This is a genomic window from Mesorhizobium sp. RIZ17, from assembly GCF_051127865.1.
In the GTDB taxonomy this organism is placed as follows: domain Bacteria; phylum Pseudomonadota; class Alphaproteobacteria; order Rhizobiales; family Rhizobiaceae; genus Mesorhizobium; species Mesorhizobium humile.
This window is the reverse complement of the sequence record NZ_CP147861.1, coordinates 5,092,770-5,109,663: the sequence shown is the minus strand read 5'-3', so window position 1 is coordinate 5,109,663 and position 16,894 is coordinate 5,092,770. Positions and strand designations below refer to the sequence as shown.

Sequence of the window (16,894 nt, the reverse complement as noted above, 5' to 3'; positions counted from 1 at the left end):
GTGTCTGCATCACCGCGGGGGTACTCGAGATTTTAAGTCCGCAAACGACTGCAGCGTTTTGAATTACCGCTTCAAATTCACCACGATCACGCCGCCCAGAGCCAGCGCGCCGCCGAGAATGCCGAGCAGCGACGGCACTTCGCCCAGCCAGAAGAAGCCGATCAAGGCGGAGGTCGGCGAGACGAGGTAGAGGAAGTTCGAGGCGCGGGCCGCCGGCAGTCGCGACAGGGCGGTGGCCCAGGCGGCATAGGCGATCAACGAGGGCACAATGCCGAGATAGATGACGGCGCCGAGACCGGCGGTGTTGGCGACCGCTGCCTGCGAAAACGCTTCCGGCAGGAACGGCGACAGGCAGAGCGCGCCGAGCACCATGTTGGAGGCGGAGATCGTCAGCGGATGATGGCGGGCAAAGAGCGGCTTCTGGACGATGGTGTTGACGGCCGAACAAAGTGCCGAGCCCAGCACCAGCAGCGCGCCGGCGTTGAAATGCAGGCCGTGTCCGTCGGCCACCGCGATGATGCCGATGCCGGCAAAGGAGATGACGGTGCCGAGCCAGGCGATTCCCGAGAAGCGTTCGCCGAGCAGCGCCATGGCCATGATGGCGGTGAAGATCGGGCTGACATTGATGATGAAGCCGGCCGCGCCCGCCGAGACGGTAAGCTCGCCGAAATTGAGCATGGCGGTGTAGAGCGCGACGAAGATGGCGCCGCCGAAGGCGAAGCGCCACAGCTCGTCGATCCTGGGCAGCGCCGGGCGCTTCACCGCGAGGAAGATGGCGGCCGGAACGGCCGCGATGGCAAAGCGCAGCGCCCCTAGCTCCAGCGGCTGGAAGGCGCCAAGGCCGGCGCGGATCGCCGGGAAAGCCGAGGCCCAGCCGATGACCGTCAACGTCACCGCGACCGCCGCGGTGGTGTCCATGCGCTGTGTCTCATTCAACGTGCCGGTGTAAGCGCTCATTGCCGTAGCCTCGTCTTTCTGTGTCATGGAGGCAGAAAACGGCATTGCCGGCCAATTGACAAACGACCAATTCGAGGGTCAGCTGTGAATATGGATCACAGCTCTGACCAGATACTGCCGCTCGAAACCTTGCGCGCCTTCGACGCGGCGGCGCGGACAGGGAGTTTTTCCGCGGCGGCCGAAAAGCTCAACCTCACCCATGGCGCGGTGAGCCGCCAGATCGCCAAGCTGGAGGGCTGGCTTGGCTTGAAAGTGTTCGAGCGCAACGCCCGCGGCGTGACGCTGACGATCGAGGGCAACCGCCTGCATTTGAGGACCGCCGAGGCCTTCGCGCTGATCTCGGTCAACTCCGACCGCTGGGTCGAGCCGCGCGGCACCGCCGTGGTGCGGCTGGCCTCGATCCCGTCGGTGAGCGGGCTGTGGCTGATGCCGCGCATGGCGGAATTGGAGAACCATCCGACCAAGCTGCGTATCGTGCTCGACGTCGACAACCGCCAGGCCGACCTCGCCGACGAAGGCATCGACCTGTCGGTGCGCTGCGGACGCGGCCGCATTCCGGGCCGCGTCTCGGTGCAGCTTTTCGAGGAGCATGTTTTCCCGATCGCCTCGCCGGAACTGGCGAAGGAGATCGGACGAGGCGACCCTGCGCGACTGCTGAAATTCCCGCTGATCAACGATTCCGACGCTTCCGCCTGGCGCGCCTGGTTCGCGGCGCAGGACGTGGACTATCGCCCACGCCCGCAGGACAGGCGTTTCGAAGACTATAATCTGGTGCTGGATGCTGCGGCGCACGGGCTGGGCATTGCGCTGGCACGACCGCCGCTGACCGCAGACCAGCTCCAATCCGGCCGTATCGTCGCCGTCGACGAGCGCGTTGCGCTCAACCCGGTGTCTTACTGGATGGACCGCCCGGTCGGCCGGCCGCGCGCGGCGGCGGCGGACCTTGCCAGGCGCATTGCCGAACAGGCAGCGCTTGCTCCGGAAAAGCTCGAAGCTTTCCTTCAGGACGACGTCTGAGCGGGATCAGCGAAGCAACAGCACCATGATCGTTGCGGTCACCGCCGAGACGATGGCGGTGACGACCGAGATCGTCCAAAGGGATATCGGCGCGGATTCCGATCGCGGAGCGTGTCCAGCCGGACGGACTGCGGCGCCACGCGGCTGAGGCGCGTTGGCGTTGGCCGCGACCAGCGCCGAGGCGGAAGCGGCGGTCGGCGAAAATGTGGACAATGCCGGCGCAGCCACGGGCCTGGACGTATTGTCGGCAACCGCTGCCGGTGGTGGGACGAAGCCGCGCGGAGCCTGATCGGTATCCGTCGCCGCCCTGGCCGTCGAGGGTCTTGCCGGCGCATCGTCGGTGGCGGCATCGGGCTCCATGACGGCCCGGTAGGCGTCCTCGACCTCGGAGGACGACAGGCGTTGCGATGCCTGAGCGGCCTGGCGCGGCTGCGCGCTTTGCAGCGACTGGGCCGCGATTTGCGCCGCTTGCCCCGTCGTCGGCGCCGGCGGCTGGACCAGCGCCTTGATCAAAGCCGTCGTCGCCGGATCGGCCTTCGGCGACGTCACCGCCTGCGGCGTGAGCGCCTCATTGATCAGCGTGTTCAGGCGGGTCGAGGTGATGTCCATGCCGGTTTCCGGAAAGCATTTTGCCGCTCAGCCATACTGCATGAGCATTGCGTCAAGCTTGACGTTGCTTGCGATTTGTGGCGATTGAAACCCGATGAACTCAAGCGTCCTTCCATGATGAATCGTTTCGAAGGCCCGGGCGGCAGGGAAGCCCGGATCCGCTATCTCGACGGCGACTTCCAGGTCACCAGTCCCGGCTCTTTCGTGCGCTGCGCGGTGACGGGCGAGAACATTCCCCTCGACGAGCTCAAATATTGGAGCGTCGCCCGGCAGGAGCCCTACGTGAACGCGGCTGTCTCGCTTGCCCGCGAGATCGAGATGCACCCGGAATTGCGCAAGCGGGGCTAGGCCATGCGAACCCATGGCGCCGTGGCCATCAATTTCGACCGCGCTTAGGGTATTGCATTGAAAAACCTAAAGAATTCTCTCAAGACTGCCGTTCGCATGCCACTAATCATGCGCGCGAGATTGCGCGATCGGGCGGTATCGAAAGCCCCACGATTCAAGCTGACGGCCTGCGCCATCTTCCGTGAGGAAGCGCCGTTCCTGGCCGAATGGATCAGGTTCCATCAGAGTGTGGGATTTGAGCATTTCTATCTGTACAACAACTTCTCGACCGACGACTTCAAAGCCGTATTGGACCCGTTCATCCAGGAAGGGCTGGTTACGCTGGTCGACTGGCCGCGGCCGGTAGGGCAGTTGTCGGCCTACAAGGATTGTATCCGCAGGCACTGGCATGAAGCATTGTGGATCGGGCTGTTCGATATAGACGAGTTTCTTTTCGCGCCCGACGGGCGTGACGTGCGCTCCGTCCTTAACGCTTATCGCGACCTGCCGGGCGTCTGTGTCTGGCAGGCGTTTTACGGTTCCTCCGGCCATGTCGAAAGGCCGGAAAGTCCGGTGGTCGAAGCCTACACGATGCGAGCCGGGCCGGACATCACGACGGCCAAGACAATCGTCAACCCTCGCATGGTCTACAAGGTTGGCGTCCATCTGTCGAAATTCCTGTCCGGTGAAGGGCTCGATACCCATCGACGGACCATCGTGCCCGGCATGCCCCCCAAGCTCGATATCTTGAGGATCAATCACTATTGGTCGCGATCGCTTGCCGACCTCGACCAGAAAATCCGGCGCGGCGACGCTTCGACTTCAGCGCTGCGCGACAGGGATTGGCATTTCGACTTCGAAAGCAAGCTTAACGTCGAGCGCGACGAGGCGATCCTGAAGGCGATGCGCCGCGCGGGTTAGAAGCGGCCACCCTTCCCTTCCCGGCTGATGGCCCTAGGCCGTCATTTCAGTGCTGACACTTTCGCGCTTCCGGGGCTATAGACACCAAAGGGCGATGGGTACGGGGGTTATCGTGAAGGCTCTTGTGACCGGCGGCGCCGGCTTCATCGGTTCGCATCTATGCGACCTGTTGCTGGCAAAAGACCGGCAGGTAATATGCGCCGACAATTTTTACACCGGCTTGGAAGAAAACATCCGTCACCTTCTGGGCAATCCAAATTTCGAGCTTCTGAGACACGACATTACCGTGCCCCTCAAAGTCGAAACGGATGAGATCTTCAATCTCGCCTGCCCGGCCTCGCCCGTCCACTATCAGCGCATTCCGATCGAGACGACCAGAACCTGCGTCTATGGAGCGATCAACATGCTCGATCTCGCATGCGCTTCCGGAGCCAGGATCCTTCAGGCATCGACATCCGAGGTCTATGGCGATCCGCAAGTCCATCCTCAGACCGAGGCCTATTGGGGCCACGTCAATCCGATCGGACCGCGCGGCTGCTACGACGAAGGCAAGAGATGCGCCGAGGCGCTGTTCTTCGACTACTGGCGCCAGTCGAAATTACCCATCAAGGTGCTGCGCATATTCAATACATACGGGCCTCGCATGCATCCGTCGGATGGACGCGTGGTCAGCAATTTCATCGTCCAGGCCCTGCGGAACGACCCCATAACCATCTACGGCGACGGAAGCCACACGCGCAGCTTCTGCTACGTCGACGACCTCGTCGACGCGATGGTTCGGATGATGGCTACGCCCGACGATTTCGTAGGCCCGCTCAATGTTGGAAACCCGTCGGAAGTCACGATCCTGGAACTGGCCGAACTTGTGCTGGGCATTGTCGGCGGCAAGTCCAAGATCGAGTTCAAGCCCCTGCCGCAAGACGATCCCCAACAGCGCCAACCCGACATAGATCTGGCGCGATCGACGCTGGACTGGTCCCCTCGCGTCGCTCTCAAGGATGGGCTTGGCGAAACGGTTCGCTACTTCCGCCGGCTGATCAACGGCAATTGACGGCGGGCGCCGCTCAACCCCGCATCTTGCGCTGGCGCCAGGCGTCGAGCGTCTCGTCGATTATGCGCTCGGGCACATGATCGAGCTCGAACACCGCCTCGATATCGAGCACGTCCAGTTGGTCGAGGAAACCGGCGGGCGTCTCGCCATGGCGCAGCCGCGCGGCGTCCTTTGCCGTGGTGACAAGGCGCAGCCCCTCCTGCCGGCAAAGCGCCAGGAGATCGGCAAGCTCGTCCTGGGCGTAGAAATGATGATCCGGAAAAGCGCGCGATTGAGCCACTTCGCCGCCCGCGCCGCGCACCGTGTCGAAGAATTTCTCGGGATGACCGATGCCGGCGAAGGCCAGGAAGCGGCCGCCGGCGAAGCGTGACGGGTTGGCCGGCTCGACATGCGCCAGGAAGATCGGCCGTCCTGCGCGCGCGGCCTGGCGCACGACGCCGTCGGCGGCGGCCCCCTCGCCCATCTTCAGCAAGCCGCTGGTGAAGACCAGCTGGTCGACGACCTTGGCGCGGAGCGGCCCGCCCGGGATGACGCGACCGTTGCCGACACCGAAGCGGGCGTCGACCACGACCAGCGCGTAATCGATGTGGATGTGCGCCGACTGAAAGCCATCATCCATGATCAGGAAGTCGCAGCCATGTCCCTCGATGAGCAGCTTCGCGCCGGCGGCGCGATTGGCCGTCACCGCGACAGGCGCGTGTTCGGCGAGCAGCAGCGGCTCGTCGCCGACATGCTTGGCGGCGTCGTGATGCGCGTCGACGACATGCGGCTTGGCGAACGAACCGCCATGGCCGCGCGACAGGAAGCCTGGGGTAAGCTGCATGCGCCTGGCTTGCTTGGCCAAAGCGATGGCGACCGGCGTCTTGCCGCTGCCGCCAACGGTGAGGTTGCCGACGCACAGCACGGGTGCTGCGACCTTCTCGCGCGGAGCGTGGCGCATGCGGCGGCCCGCCACCAGGCCGTAGACCGCCGAAGCCGGCGACAGCGCGAGCACACGCCAGTCCGGCTTTTCCCACCAGAAGGGTGGCGCTTCGCTGGTCATCGCGCCGGTCCTATGCGCCTCGGCTTCGCGCATGAGCTTTTCCAAAAACCGGTCCCGATTTTTGGGATCATGATCTAGCGCCCGTTTGCGCCTTTCAGGCGCGCCTTGACGACCAGCGGCTGGATATAGGGCTCCAGCGATTTCAGCGTGCGGGCAAGCGCGCCGCGCATCTCGTCGACGGTGGCGGCACCCGCCGCCATCATTTCGTGGCGCGCCGCTTCGTTGGTCAAAAGGAAATTGACGGCGCCGGCCAGCATGTCGCGGTCGCGCACCAGCTTGGCGCCGCCGCTGTCGAGCAAGCGCTGATAGGCCTCGCGGAAATTCTGCACGTTGCGGCCGGCAAGCACGGCGGTTTCGAGCATCGCCGGCTCGAGCGGGTTCTGCCCGCCTTCCGAGGTCAGCGAGCGGCCGACGAAAGCGATCTCGGTCAGCCTCAGGTAAAGGCCCATTTCGCCGATCGTATCGCCCAGCAGGATATCGGTGTCGGGCGAGATGCGGTCGGCCTTGCTGCGCCTTGCCACCGTCAGGCCCATGCCGGAAATCTGCGCGGCAAGCGCATCCGCGCGGTCGGGGTGACGCGGCACGATGATGGTCAGGAGCCCGTGATGGCGCCTGTGCAGGCTGGCATGGACCTCGGCGGCCACGACCTCCTCGCCGTCATGGGTCGAGATCGCCGCCCAGGTCGGACGATCGCCGATCTGGCGCTGCAGGGTGGCCAAAGCCCGCTCGTCGACCGGCGGCGGGTTGGTGTCGACCTTGAGGTTGCCGGATACGGTAACCGGCCGGGCGCCGAGCGCGCGAAACCGCTCGCCGTCGGTATCCGACTGGGCGATGACGTGGGCGAGGTTCTCAAACAGCGCCTCGGCGACGCCGGCGCGCTTCTTCCACGAGGTGAAGGAGCGGTCGGACAGCCGGCCATTGACCAGAACCTGCGGCACGTTGCGGGCGCCAAGTTCCAGGATGGTCATCGGCCAGATTTCCGATTCGGCGATGATCGCCAGTTCCGGCCGCCAGTGATCGAGGAAGCGGCTCACCGCGGGTTTCAGATCAAGCGGCACATATTGGTGGATGATGCGGCTGCCGAGGCGCTCTTCGGCGACCTTGGCCGAGGTCACGGTGCCGGTGGTCAGGACGATGTTGACGCCATAGTCGAGGATGCTCTCGACCAGCGGCACCACCGCGATCGTCTCGCCCACGCTTGCGGCATGGATCCAGATCACCGGCCCTTCCGGACGGGGACGGCCGGCTACGCCATAGCGCTCGCGCCGGCGGACGCGGTCCTCCTTGCCGCGCGAGGCGCGCCAGGCGACATAGGGTCCGATCAGCGGATAGGCGGCCGCCCCGGCATAGCGGTAGGCGGTCAGGGCCACGCGCGCCCAACGCTCGCTCATTTGCCGCTATCCACGAGGCGATAGGCCTCGGCCGTTGCCGCATTGAGGGAGGCAGTGACCTCCTGGCGCTTGCGCTCCATCTCGGCATCGTCGGCATCGGCCGGTACGAAGACCGGCGGCCCCACTATAACCGCGGAGCGGCCGAAAGGCAGGTTGATGGTGGTCTTGTCCCAGCTCTTCTCCAGCACCTTGCGCCGGCTGGTGGCGATGGCCGAGGGCAGGATCGGCCGGCCGGAAAGCCTTGCCAGGAGAACGATGCCAAGCCCGGCGTCGCGCGGCGTGCCGTTCGGAATGTCGGCGATCATGGCGACGTTCTTGCCCGCGACGAGCGACTTCTTGAGCGCGATCAAGGCCTTGGCGCCGCCTTTGTCGAGATGCCTCGAACTGTTGCGACCGCCGGAGCCGCGCACCGCCTCGATACCGAATTTCTCGATCATCAGCGCCTGGAGCTCGGCGTCGGCGCTGCGCGAGACCATGGCGACCAGCTGCCGGCCCTTGGGATAATAGGCTGGGGTCAGAAGATGCTGGCCGTGCCAGAGCGCTATGATGCCGGGCTCGAGATGCGCGTAAGCGCCGCCGGCTACCTGGGTCGAGCCTTCGACGAGCGGGCTGGTGACGCGAATCAGCCGCACGAACCAGGCGAACAGGTTGGCGATGAAGTTCTTGACGAAACTCGACTGCGCCAACGGCTCACGGATGCGCCGCCACAGCGTGCGCGTTCCGCCGCGCCTGGCGGCGCGCCGCCCAGTCGCCCCTTTCACCGCTTCATGCTCCATCGACGTCAACCGCCGACCTTCGATTCTGGATCGAGCAGACGGTGCAGATGAACAACGAAATAACGCATATGGGCATTGTCGACACTGGCCTGCGCCTTGGCTTTCCAGGCGCCAAGCGCGGTCTGATAGTCGGGATAGATGCCGACAATGTCGAGGGTTTCGAGATCGCGGAACTCGGTTCCACCCAGCTTTTTCAGCTCGCCGCCGAAAACCAGGTGCAAAAGCTGCTTCTTTCCGTCTTCCACGGCCATGCCGATCCTTCGCATGCTTATGAATTCGTGACAGGTTTTAGACCAAAGCTGCCGGTATTGGAACCGCCGACCGCCTCACCCTTCGTCAAGCCCGGCAATGACCCCGGCAAGCACGCCGAGCAATTCGCCGCTGCCGGCCGCGAGCGCGCCATGATTGATCACCTCGCCGGCGTAGCGCGGCGGCTTGCCGGTGCGGTCTATCAATGCGCCGCCGGCCTCGGTGAGGATGAGATCGGCAGCTGCGATGTCCCAGTCATGCGCGCTCGGCTTGACGAAGGTCGCGTCGAGTTTGCCCGCGGCGATCATCGCCAGCCGATAGGCAAGCGAAGGAATGTAGGCCGTGCGCCGCAGCCTTCCCTGCCAGGCCTGCGGCATCAAGTCGACCAGCGGCTTGGGTCCGCCGATATCGACGTCCTGCCCAAGCGGACGGACATGGATGCGCCTGTCGTTGAGATAGGCGCCCTCACCCGGCAGCGCCCAATAGGTCTCGCGTTTGGCCGGGCATTCGAGCACGCCCGCGAGCGAGCGCCCGGCCTCGACCACGGCTACGCTGACGCACCAGGAATGCAGGCCATCGAGAAAGCCGCGCGTGCCGTCGATCGGGTCGACGACGAAGGTGCGGCGGGCCGACAGCCTGGCATGGTCGTCGGCGGTCTCCTCCGACAGCCAGCCATAATCCGGACGCGCCCGAAGCAAGGTCTCGCGCAGATAGGCGTCAGCCGCATGGTCGGCCTCGCTCACCGGCGAGGTGCCGCCTTTCATCCACACCTGCGGGTTGTTGCCGAAATAGCGCATGGCGATGGCGCCGGCCTCGCGAGCGGCATCGCGCAGCAAAGCGAGGTCTTCGCGGGCCTCGCTCGAGGTCAATTGGTCAAGCGCCGGCAAGGGTCATCCCTTCGATCAGGAGCGTCGGCGCCGCCGTGCCGAAATTGCGGTCGAGATCGTTCGCCGGCACCATGTTGAGGAACATGGTCTTCAGGTTCGAGGCGATCGTCACCTCGGCCACCGGGTAGGCCAGCGCGCCGTTCTCGATCCAGTAGCCGGAGGCGCCTCGGCTGTATTCGCCGGTCACCATGTCGACGCCCTGGCCGAAGACCTCGGTGACATAGAAGCCGCTCTTCAACGACGCGATCAGATCTTCCGGCGAACGCCCGCCCGGCTCGATGGCAAGGTTGGTCGAGGACGGCGAAACCGACGAGCCGCTGCGCGAGCCGCGCCCATTGGTGACGAGGCCGAGCTCGCGCGCGGCAGAGGTCGACAGGAACCAGTGGTTCAAGACGCCCTTCTCGACCATCAGCAGCTTCTCGCCCTCGACGCCCTCGCCATCGAAGGGGCGCGAGGCCTGGCCGCGCCGCCGCAAAGGCTCGTCTGTGACGGTGATCGCGGCCGACGCCACCTCTCTGCCCATCATGTCGCGCAGGAAGCTGGTCTTGCGGGCGACCGCGGCGCCGTTGATGGCGCCGGCCAGATGGCCGGCTATGCCGCGCGCGACGCGCGGATCGAACACCACGTCGACCGGGCCGGTCGCCGCCTTGCGGGCGCCGAGGCGGCGCACCGCGCGTTCGCCCGCCTTGCGGCCGATCTCTTCCGGCGCGTCGAGGTCGGCGAAGTGCTGGCGCGAGGAGAATTCGTAGTCACGCTCCATCGCGGTTCCCTCACCCGCGATGACGCTGGTCGAGCGCGAGAAACGCGAGCCGACATACTGGCCGACAAAGCCATGCGAAGTGGCGAGAACCATGCCGCCCAGGCCGGCGCCGGCGCTGCTGCCCGCGGAATTGGTCACGCCCTTGACCGCCAATGCGGCCGCTTCGGCCGCAAGTGCCGCTTCCTTCAGCTGGTCCGCCGATACCTCCGTCGGGTCGAAGAGATCGAGATCGCGCAGATTGCGGGCAAGCAGCGCGGGATCGGCGAGGCCCTGGAACGGATCCTCGGGCGAAACCCTGGCCATGGCCACGGCACGCTCGGCAAGCGCCTTGGGGTCGGATGCGGCGGTGGCCGAAACGCTCGCCACACGCTGGCCGACGAAGACGCGCAGCGACACATCCTCGCTCTCCGACGATTCGGTGCCCTCGACCTTGCCCAGCCGAACCGACACGCCGGCGGAGCGGCCGCGCACCACGACCGCGTCGGCCGCGTCGGCGCCGGCGCGCCTGGCCGCCTCGACGAGCGCCGCGACGCGATCGGTCAATTTCGCTGCGTCGAGCTTATCGGTCATGCGGTTGTTCCTGTTTGTTCACGCAGTCCGTCACGAGGAACCCTGCCGGCTATGATGGTGCCGCACCATCATGGACGCCATGGCACCATCATGGATGCGTCCGCACCATCTATTGTTCCACCGACGCTTGTGCAATGGCGGATGCGGCAATCTCAAGGCAATCGCCGTGGTTCGTGTCGGATGCTTTACCCCAGGGCCGAGAAGGGCGTGCTACTCGGCCACCGGCGCCCAGATCACGTCCTCGATCCTGTTTGCCCCGGTCGCCAGCATCACCAGCCGGTCGAAGCCGAGGGCCGAGCCGCTGGCTTGCGGCATGAGGGCCAGAGCGGCGAGGAAATCCTCGTCCAGCGGATAACGCTCGCCATAGACGCGTTCTTTCTCGTCCATCTCGGCGACAAAGCGGCGGCGCTGTTCGGCCGCGTCGGTCAGCTCGCCGAAAGCGTTGGCAAGCTCGACGCCGCAGCAATAGAGCTCGAAGCGCTCGGCGACGCGCGGATCCTCGGCACTCGGCCGGGCGAGTGCCGCTTCCGAAATCGGATAGCCGTAAAGGATGGTGGCCCGCCCCTGCCCCAGCGCCGGCTCGATCTTTTCGACCATCACCCGGCTGAACAGGTCGGCCCAGTTGTCGTCGGGCGCGGTGCGCAGTCCGGCATGGACCAGCGCTTCGTGAAGCGCGTCGCGGTCAGTTCTGCCGTCGACTGACACGGTCGCCAGCAGGTCGATGCCCGCATGGCGCTTGAAAGCCTCCGCCACGCTCAGCCGCTCCGGCTCGGCGAAAGGGTCGGCCTCGCGGCCACGGAAACGGAAGCGCTTTGTGCCGGCCCTTTCCGCCGCGAGCGCCAGGAATTCGGCGCAGTCGTCCATCAGGCGCTCAACCGTATCGCCGACGCGGTACCATTCGAGCATGGTGAACTCGGGATGGTGCAGCGGCCCGCGCTCGCGGTTGCGCCAGACAGGGCCGAGGCTGAAGATGCGCTCCTCGCCGGCGGCAAGCAGCTTCTTGCAGGCGAATTCCGGCGAGGTGTGGAGATAGAGCGGCCGGCGCGATGCGTCGGGCCCGATCGCCTCGGTGGCGAAGGCGGCGAGATGCGCCTCGTTGCCCGGCGAAACCTGCAGCGCCGAGGTCGTCACCTCGATGAAATCGCGTGTCGAGAACCAGCCGCGCAATGCTGCGGCGATGGCATTGCGCGCCATCAGGCGCGGCCGGCGATCGGCATGGATATCAGGCGTCCACCAGGGCGAAGCGGCGGTCATGGGCAGGAAAATCGAGCGGAAGGCTGGCGGTTCGGCGCAAGATGCGCTAGGGCGCACGCGATGGCCGCCGTCGCCGCTTCGCGGAAATCGACGCTCGCAGGCCGAAAAACTCGAACGGGATCGAATATCGTGGTCAAGGTCATCGCCAGCTCCTTACGCAAAGGCAACGTCGTCGATAAGGACGGCAAGCTCTATGTCATCCTCTTTGCCGAAAACATCCACCCTGGCAAGGGCACGCCGGTGACCCAGCTCGACATGCGCCGCATCGGCGACGGGGTGAAGGTGTCGGAACGCTACCGCACGACCGAAATGGTCGAGCGCGCCTATGTCGAGGAACGCGAACACACCTTCCTCTACTCCGATGGCGAAGGTTTCCACTTCATGAACCCGGAAAGCTACGACCAGGTCGTGGCCTCGGAAGGCGTGGTCGGCGACTTCGCGCCCTATCTGCAGGAGGGCATGGCCGTGCAGCTCGCGCAGTTCAACGGCGTGCCGATCTCGCTGGTGCTGCCGCAGCGCGCCACCTTCGAGGTGGTCGATACCGAGCCGGTCACCAAGGGCCAGACGGCGTCCTCCTCCTACAAGCCGGCCGTGCTCTCCAACGGCGTGCGCACAACAGTGCCGCCGCACATCTCCGCCGGCACGCGCATCGTGGTGATGACCGCCGACGGCTCGTATGTCGAGCGCGCCAAGGACTGAGAGCTTACGACAGCCCAATTGCCGCGGCTTCTGAGGACAGGCGTGCCGACCCATCGGCATACCTTGCCTTGCCCTGTCCTGAGTGCCGGCTCGCAAAAACGGCAGGGTGCTACCTGACCTTGATCACGACCTTGCCCTTGGCGCGCCCTGTTCCGACATAGGCCAGAGCCTCGTTGGCCGCCTCGAATGGAAAAACCCGATCGACAACCGGGCGGATCGCCCCGGATTCGATGAGGGCAGTGATCTTGGTCAGTTGATCACCCTGCGCCGCCATGAAAAGAAACGAAAAACTCACGCCATGGCGCCTGGCCTTGGCCCGAATACCCCGGCTTAACAGCCGCGTTAACAACGTCAGGACCAGGTTCAGTCCCTTCGCCCGCGCAAATTCAGGATCCGGCGGGCCGGAGATGGAAATGAGCTTGCCGCCCGGTTTCAGCACGTTCAGGGATTTTTCGAGCGTCTTGGCGTCCTGGCTGTTCAGGACGACATCGTAGCCCGACAAGACTTTCTCGAAGTCGTCTTTCCTGTAGTCGACAACCACGTCCGCGCCGAGCCCCTTGACCAAATCGGCACTCGCCGCGCCGGCGGTTGTCGCAACGGCCGCGCCGAGGTGCTTTGCCAGTTGGATGGCGAATGTGCCAACGCCGCCTGAGCCGGCCTGGATGAAGACCTTCTGTCCTTTCTTCAGATTCGCCCTTTCGACGAGCACCTGCCAGGCGGTAAGGCCGACCAAGGGGATTGAGGCTGCCTCCTCCATGCTGAGGTTCTTGGGCTTCAAAGCCACGTCGGCTTCATCCAGGGCAATGAACTCGGCGAATGTGCCAATCCGGCCATCTCGCGGCCGCGCGTAGACATCGTCGCCGGGCTTGAACTTGCGGACTTTCGATCCCACGCGGACAACCGTCCCAGCCATGTCGTGGCCAAGGATGAAGGGCCGGCGATAGGGCAGGATGAGCTTGAACTTTCCGGTTCTGAGATCGGCGTCCAGGAGGTTCACCCCGGCGGCGTGGACCTCGACCAGGACATCGCTATCCCCGACGTTCGGTGCCGGCATCTCAGCCAACCGCAGAATGCCCTTCTTGTTATAGCGATCGACGACAAATGCTTTCATTGCAGTGACTTTCTGAAACGTGTTTCTTGAAACGGTTGGTTCGGAAGGTGGCGGGCACAGCGGAAGGCCTTGCTTGCCAGTCGGCTGCGCGCGAAATCCTTCGCCGCGTTGCGTTCAGACCGGAAGGCGGAACTGTTTGCGCAGGCTTTTGTCGAATATATCCGCGGGGGCGAAGCGGCGCAGCAGGCTGACCTGGCGCGCTGCCTTGCCGGCGGTGTAGCGCCGCCGCGGACGAGCAGCGGTCGCCGCCTTGACGATCACCTCGGCCACCACTTCCGGCCGATCGGCCACAGGCATCACATCGCGAAGGAGCGCTTCGAGCCCGGCTCTAGCCCGGTCGTATTCCTTCAGCAGGGAGACCGGCCGGATACCGTTCTGGTCGAAGACTGTGCGCACGAATGCCGGTTCGACCACCGAGACACGGACATTGAAGGCACGAACCTCGTGGTCGAGCGATTCCGAATAGCCTTCGAGCGCGTGCTTGACCGCCGAATAATGCGCCGAATACGGTGCCGGCACGAGTCCCAGCACCGAGCCGACGTTGACGATGCGCCCTTGGCCGAGCCGCCGCATCGACGGCAACACCGCATTGGTCATGCGGATGACACCGAACAGATTGACGTCGAACAGGGCCTGCACCTGTGGAACCGAGAATTCCTCGGCGCCTCCAAGCAGGCCGACACCCGCATTGTTGACCAGGAGGTCGATCCGGCCGGTCTGCGACAGCACCGTCGAAACGAGCGCGGAAACGGCGTCACCGTCGGTCACGTCGCATGCCAGCATCACCACCCCATCGGGGCCACTGTCGGACTTGCGGCGGCTTGTCCCGAAGACGGTGAATCCCGCGCGCGCCAAGGCCTCGGCGCTGGCGCGGCCGATGCCCGAGGAAGCTCCGGTCACGATTGCAGTTTTTCCGGAATTCGCATTCATTTCGTTCTCCAAAATCATGAGGGCTAGCATTTTCGTGTCAGTTGAATTACGATCATAATATCATATTATGCTCATAATGCAATAAAAGAAAGGGATGGCTGCCATGCGCTACGAAAAGGGCCGGAAGGATGCTTCACGCGGCCGGATCATGGAGGTCGCCGCCGACCGTTTCCGGTCGGACGGGATCGCAGCGTCGGGCCTTGCCGCCATCATGAGCGACGCGGGGCTCACGAACGGGGCCTTCTACCCGCATTTTCAATCCAAGGCCGAGCTCGTGCGTGAGAGCGTGGCGGCGGCCTTGGAAGCGCAGTCGCACCAATTGCAGGAAGCATTGGCCGCTGGCGGCCTGGAATTGGCCATAGATGCCTATCTATCGGCTGAGCACCGGGACAATCCTGGCAAGGGCTGCGCTTCTGCCGCGCTGTTGCCGGAGATTGCACGGCAGCCGGCTGAAACGAGGGACCTTTATGCCGAGCGCGTTCAATCCTTGACGCAGCAGATAGGTGAAGCATTGCCGCCGACCGAAGATCCGGAGGCCGTTGCGCTGGGCGTCTTTTCGACCCTCATCGGCGCTCTTCAACTGGCCCGCGCCATGGAAGGATCCGAATTGTCGGACCGCATCCTCGCGGCAGGGAAGGCTGCGGCACGGACACTGATCCGTCCGCTTCAGCAGGAACCGGCGCCGGGCCGGTCATAGATCTGCTTGAGCTCGCAATTGGCGCTCCGTGGCCGCAGTGCCGAAACTGTTCCGGAAACTCCGAAACGGCTAATATCCCCCCATGCAGGGGACTCGCATCGCCTTTGGTCCGTTCGTACTCGATCCCGACACCGGGACGCTCCTTAAAGAGCGGGTCCCGATCGCTGTCGGGCATCGTGGGCTGACGCTGCTTGCCGCGCTTGCGGCACGGCCCGGCGAGATCGTGACCAAGGCCGAGCTGATGGACGCTGCCTGGCCGGGCACCGCCGTCGAGGAAGGCAACCTTACCGTCCAGATCGCGACACTGAGAAAGGCTCTCGGTCCGGCTGACAATGGCGGTGAGTGGATCGCCACCGTGCCTCGCGTCGGCTACCGCTTCACCGGGACTGTCGAGCCGGTGGCGAGCGCGCCCTCCAAACCGATACCATCGTCCGGCAAGCCGTCGATCGCGGTACTGCCTTTTGCTAATCTGGGCGGCGATCACGACCAGCAGTATCTCAGTGACGGCATAACCGAGGATATAATCACGGAGCTGGCCAGGTTTCGCTCCCTCCTCGTCATTGCGCGCAATTCGTCCTTTCAGTTTCGCGATCCGGCATTGGACATTGCCGAAGTCCATCGCAAACTCGGGGTCCGCTACCTAGTCGAAGGCAGCGTACGAAAGCTCGGCGATCGCATTCGCATCACCACGCAATTGATTGATGCCGCCACCGGCGCCCACCTGTGGGCCCAACGGTACGATCGGGCCCTCAACGACATCTTCGCATTGCAAGACGAGGTTGCCGCTCTCATCGCCTCGATGGTCGAGGGCCGGGCTGAGGCCGATACAGCGAGCCGCTCCAGACGCAAGCCTCCGGCCGATTGGGATGCATACGACTACTATCTGCAGGGGCGCGCGCTCTTCCATCAATATGAAATGGACGAGTCCGAGTCCCTGTTCGTTCGATGTGTCGAGCTCGATTCGACATTCGCTCAGGGCCACGCCTTCCTCGCACAGGCCCTCGTTGGCAGATTCTGGTATGACAACGATCCGAGGACACTGCAGAAGGCCTGGAACTCGGCGCGAGCGGCGCTCGCCCTCGACAGGAGCGATGGCGTCTGTCACCAGAGCATGGGGCTGGTGCTTACGCACATGCGCCAGCATAGCGATGCGGGAATGCATTTCGAGCAGGCACGCTCGCTGAACCCGCTGGACGTGAACATAGCAGGCGATTACGCAAGCTGGCTCAACTATGGTGGTCAAGCCGAGACCGCGCTCCGCGTGCTCGAAAGCGCGCTCCTGCGCGACCCGTTACCTCCGATATGGTTCTGGGAGGTGAAGGGCAGCTCGCTCTTCCTGCTTGGAAGGTACTCGGAAGCCGTCGGTTCGTATCAGAAGGCCGGCGACCATTTCTTCATTCACGCCTTCCTCGCAGCGACATACGCACATTTGGATGAGATGGAGAAGGCGCGCGCTGAAGTCGAGGAAGCGCTGACAAGGAAACACGACGTAACTGTTCGGCTGATTTCATGTCTCCCGTTCGCCGACCCGGTCGCTCTGGAGCTTTTCACTTCAGGCTTCATAAAGGCCGGTTTTCCCGCGTGAACGCCACCGCCGTCGCGCTCGGCCTCAAGGCCAACTGGAAGCAGTTCGCGCTAAAGCAGGT

General features: G+C 64.4%; 18 protein-coding genes. 7 read left to right on the top strand and 11 right to left on the bottom strand.

The features are described 5' to 3' along the window. Positions 1-63: 63 nt before the first annotated feature. Positions 64-957: a DMT family transporter gene (locus WDX12_RS24805; RefSeq protein ID WP_320297399.1), complete on the bottom strand. Its 894-nt coding sequence runs from the start codon at positions 955-957 to the stop codon at positions 64-66. Positions 958-1,047: 90 nt separating this feature from the next. Here WDX12_RS24805 and WDX12_RS24800 point away from each other — a divergent pair, with 90 nt between their 5' ends. Beyond that, on the top strand, positions 1,048-1,974 hold the full coding sequence (locus tag WDX12_RS24800; RefSeq protein ID WP_320297400.1) for a LysR substrate-binding domain-containing protein: 927 nt from the start codon (positions 1,048-1,050) through the stop codon (positions 1,972-1,974). A 6-nt stretch (positions 1,975-1,980) separates the two neighbouring features. Here WDX12_RS24800 and WDX12_RS24795 read toward each other — a convergent pair whose 3' ends face one another. Further along, the gene (locus WDX12_RS24795) at positions 1,981-2,583 is read right to left on the bottom strand and encodes a hypothetical protein (RefSeq protein WP_434722365.1); all 603 of its coding nucleotides are present in this window, start codon (positions 2,581-2,583) and stop codon (positions 1,981-1,983) included. Between the two features lie 114 nt (positions 2,584-2,697). Between WDX12_RS24795 and WDX12_RS24790 the strand changes: the two genes are divergently transcribed. From WDX12_RS24790 to WDX12_RS24780, 3 genes are all read left to right on the top strand, one after another. Beyond that, positions 2,698-2,931 (top strand): DUF2093 domain-containing protein, encoded by a 234-nt coding sequence (locus tag WDX12_RS24790; protein WP_040986608.1) that lies wholly within the window; start codon positions 2,698-2,700, stop codon positions 2,929-2,931. A 108-nt stretch (positions 2,932-3,039) separates the two neighbouring features. Continuing rightward, positions 3,040-3,831: a glycosyltransferase family 92 protein gene (locus WDX12_RS24785; protein ID WP_320297402.1), complete on the top strand. Its 792-nt coding sequence runs from the start codon at positions 3,040-3,042 to the stop codon at positions 3,829-3,831. Positions 3,832-3,925: 94 nt separating this feature from the next. Next, complete coding sequence (locus WDX12_RS24780) at positions 3,926-4,882, top strand: UDP-glucuronic acid decarboxylase family protein (protein WP_434722364.1); 957 nt, start codon at positions 3,926-3,928, stop codon at positions 4,880-4,882. A 13-nt stretch (positions 4,883-4,895) separates the two neighbouring features. On the opposite strand, the gene lpxK is transcribed toward WDX12_RS24780, so the two are convergent. The 7 genes from lpxK to epmA all read right to left on the bottom strand — a co-directional run bounded on the left by lpxK (position 4,896) and on the right by epmA (position 11,811). Further along, positions 4,896-5,924, bottom strand: coding sequence for a tetraacyldisaccharide 4'-kinase (gene lpxK / locus WDX12_RS24775; RefSeq protein ID WP_434725704.1), 1,029 nt, complete (start codon positions 5,922-5,924; stop codon positions 4,896-4,898). 74 nt (positions 5,925-5,998) lie between these two features. Then, complete coding sequence (gene waaA, locus WDX12_RS24770) at positions 5,999-7,315, bottom strand: lipid IV(A) 3-deoxy-D-manno-octulosonic acid transferase (protein ID WP_320297404.1); 1,317 nt, start codon at positions 7,313-7,315, stop codon at positions 5,999-6,001. Further along, on the bottom strand, positions 7,312-8,091 hold the full coding sequence (locus WDX12_RS24765; protein ID WP_320297465.1) for a lysophospholipid acyltransferase family protein: 780 nt from the start codon (positions 8,089-8,091) through the stop codon (positions 7,312-7,314). The genes waaA and WDX12_RS24765 overlap by 4 nt, the downstream gene beginning before the upstream one ends. A gap of 5 nt (positions 8,092-8,096) precedes the next feature. Beyond that, positions 8,097-8,342, bottom strand: coding sequence for a DUF4170 domain-containing protein (locus tag WDX12_RS24760; RefSeq protein WP_320297405.1), 246 nt, complete (start codon positions 8,340-8,342; stop codon positions 8,097-8,099). Positions 8,343-8,417: 75 nt separating this feature from the next. Then, a complete protein-coding gene (locus tag WDX12_RS24755; RefSeq protein WP_320297406.1) occupies positions 8,418-9,227 on the bottom strand; it encodes a 3'(2'),5'-bisphosphate nucleotidase CysQ in 810 nt (269 codons plus the stop codon). Next, positions 9,214-10,557 carry a TldD/PmbA family protein gene (locus tag WDX12_RS24750; protein WP_320297407.1) on the bottom strand — a complete coding sequence of 448 codons (1,344 nt, stop codon included), beginning with the start codon at positions 10,555-10,557 and terminating at the stop codon, positions 9,214-9,216. The genes WDX12_RS24755 and WDX12_RS24750 overlap by 14 nt, the downstream gene beginning before the upstream one ends. A gap of 210 nt (positions 10,558-10,767) precedes the next feature. Further along, positions 10,768-11,811 (bottom strand): EF-P lysine aminoacylase EpmA, encoded by a 1,044-nt coding sequence (gene epmA / locus WDX12_RS24745; protein WP_320297408.1) that lies wholly within the window; start codon positions 11,809-11,811, stop codon positions 10,768-10,770. A 129-nt stretch (positions 11,812-11,940) separates the two neighbouring features. On the opposite strand from epmA, the gene efp reads away from it, so the two are divergent. Next, positions 11,941-12,510, top strand: coding sequence for an elongation factor P (gene efp / locus WDX12_RS24740; protein ID WP_320297409.1), 570 nt, complete (start codon positions 11,941-11,943; stop codon positions 12,508-12,510). A 109-nt stretch (positions 12,511-12,619) separates the two neighbouring features. Here the strand turns inward: efp and WDX12_RS24735 are convergent, their stop codons facing one another. Together WDX12_RS24735 and WDX12_RS24730 are read right to left on the bottom strand one after the other, a co-directional pair. Next, a complete protein-coding gene (locus tag WDX12_RS24735) occupies positions 12,620-13,621 on the bottom strand; it encodes an NADP-dependent oxidoreductase (protein WP_434722363.1) in 1,002 nt (333 codons plus the stop codon). A 114-nt stretch (positions 13,622-13,735) separates the two neighbouring features. Beyond that, a complete protein-coding gene (locus WDX12_RS24730; RefSeq protein ID WP_434722362.1) occupies positions 13,736-14,551 on the bottom strand; it encodes an oxidoreductase in 816 nt (271 codons plus the stop codon). Between the two features lie 103 nt (positions 14,552-14,654). Between WDX12_RS24730 and WDX12_RS24725 the strand changes: the two genes are divergently transcribed. Then, a complete protein-coding gene (locus WDX12_RS24725; protein WP_434722361.1) occupies positions 14,655-15,248 on the top strand; it encodes a TetR/AcrR family transcriptional regulator in 594 nt (197 codons plus the stop codon). An 82-nt stretch (positions 15,249-15,330) separates the two neighbouring features. Further along, on the top strand, positions 15,331-16,833 hold the full coding sequence (locus WDX12_RS24720) for a winged helix-turn-helix domain-containing tetratricopeptide repeat protein (protein WP_434722360.1): 1,503 nt from the start codon (positions 15,331-15,333) through the stop codon (positions 16,831-16,833). The last annotated feature ends 61 nt before the right edge of the window (positions 16,834-16,894 follow it).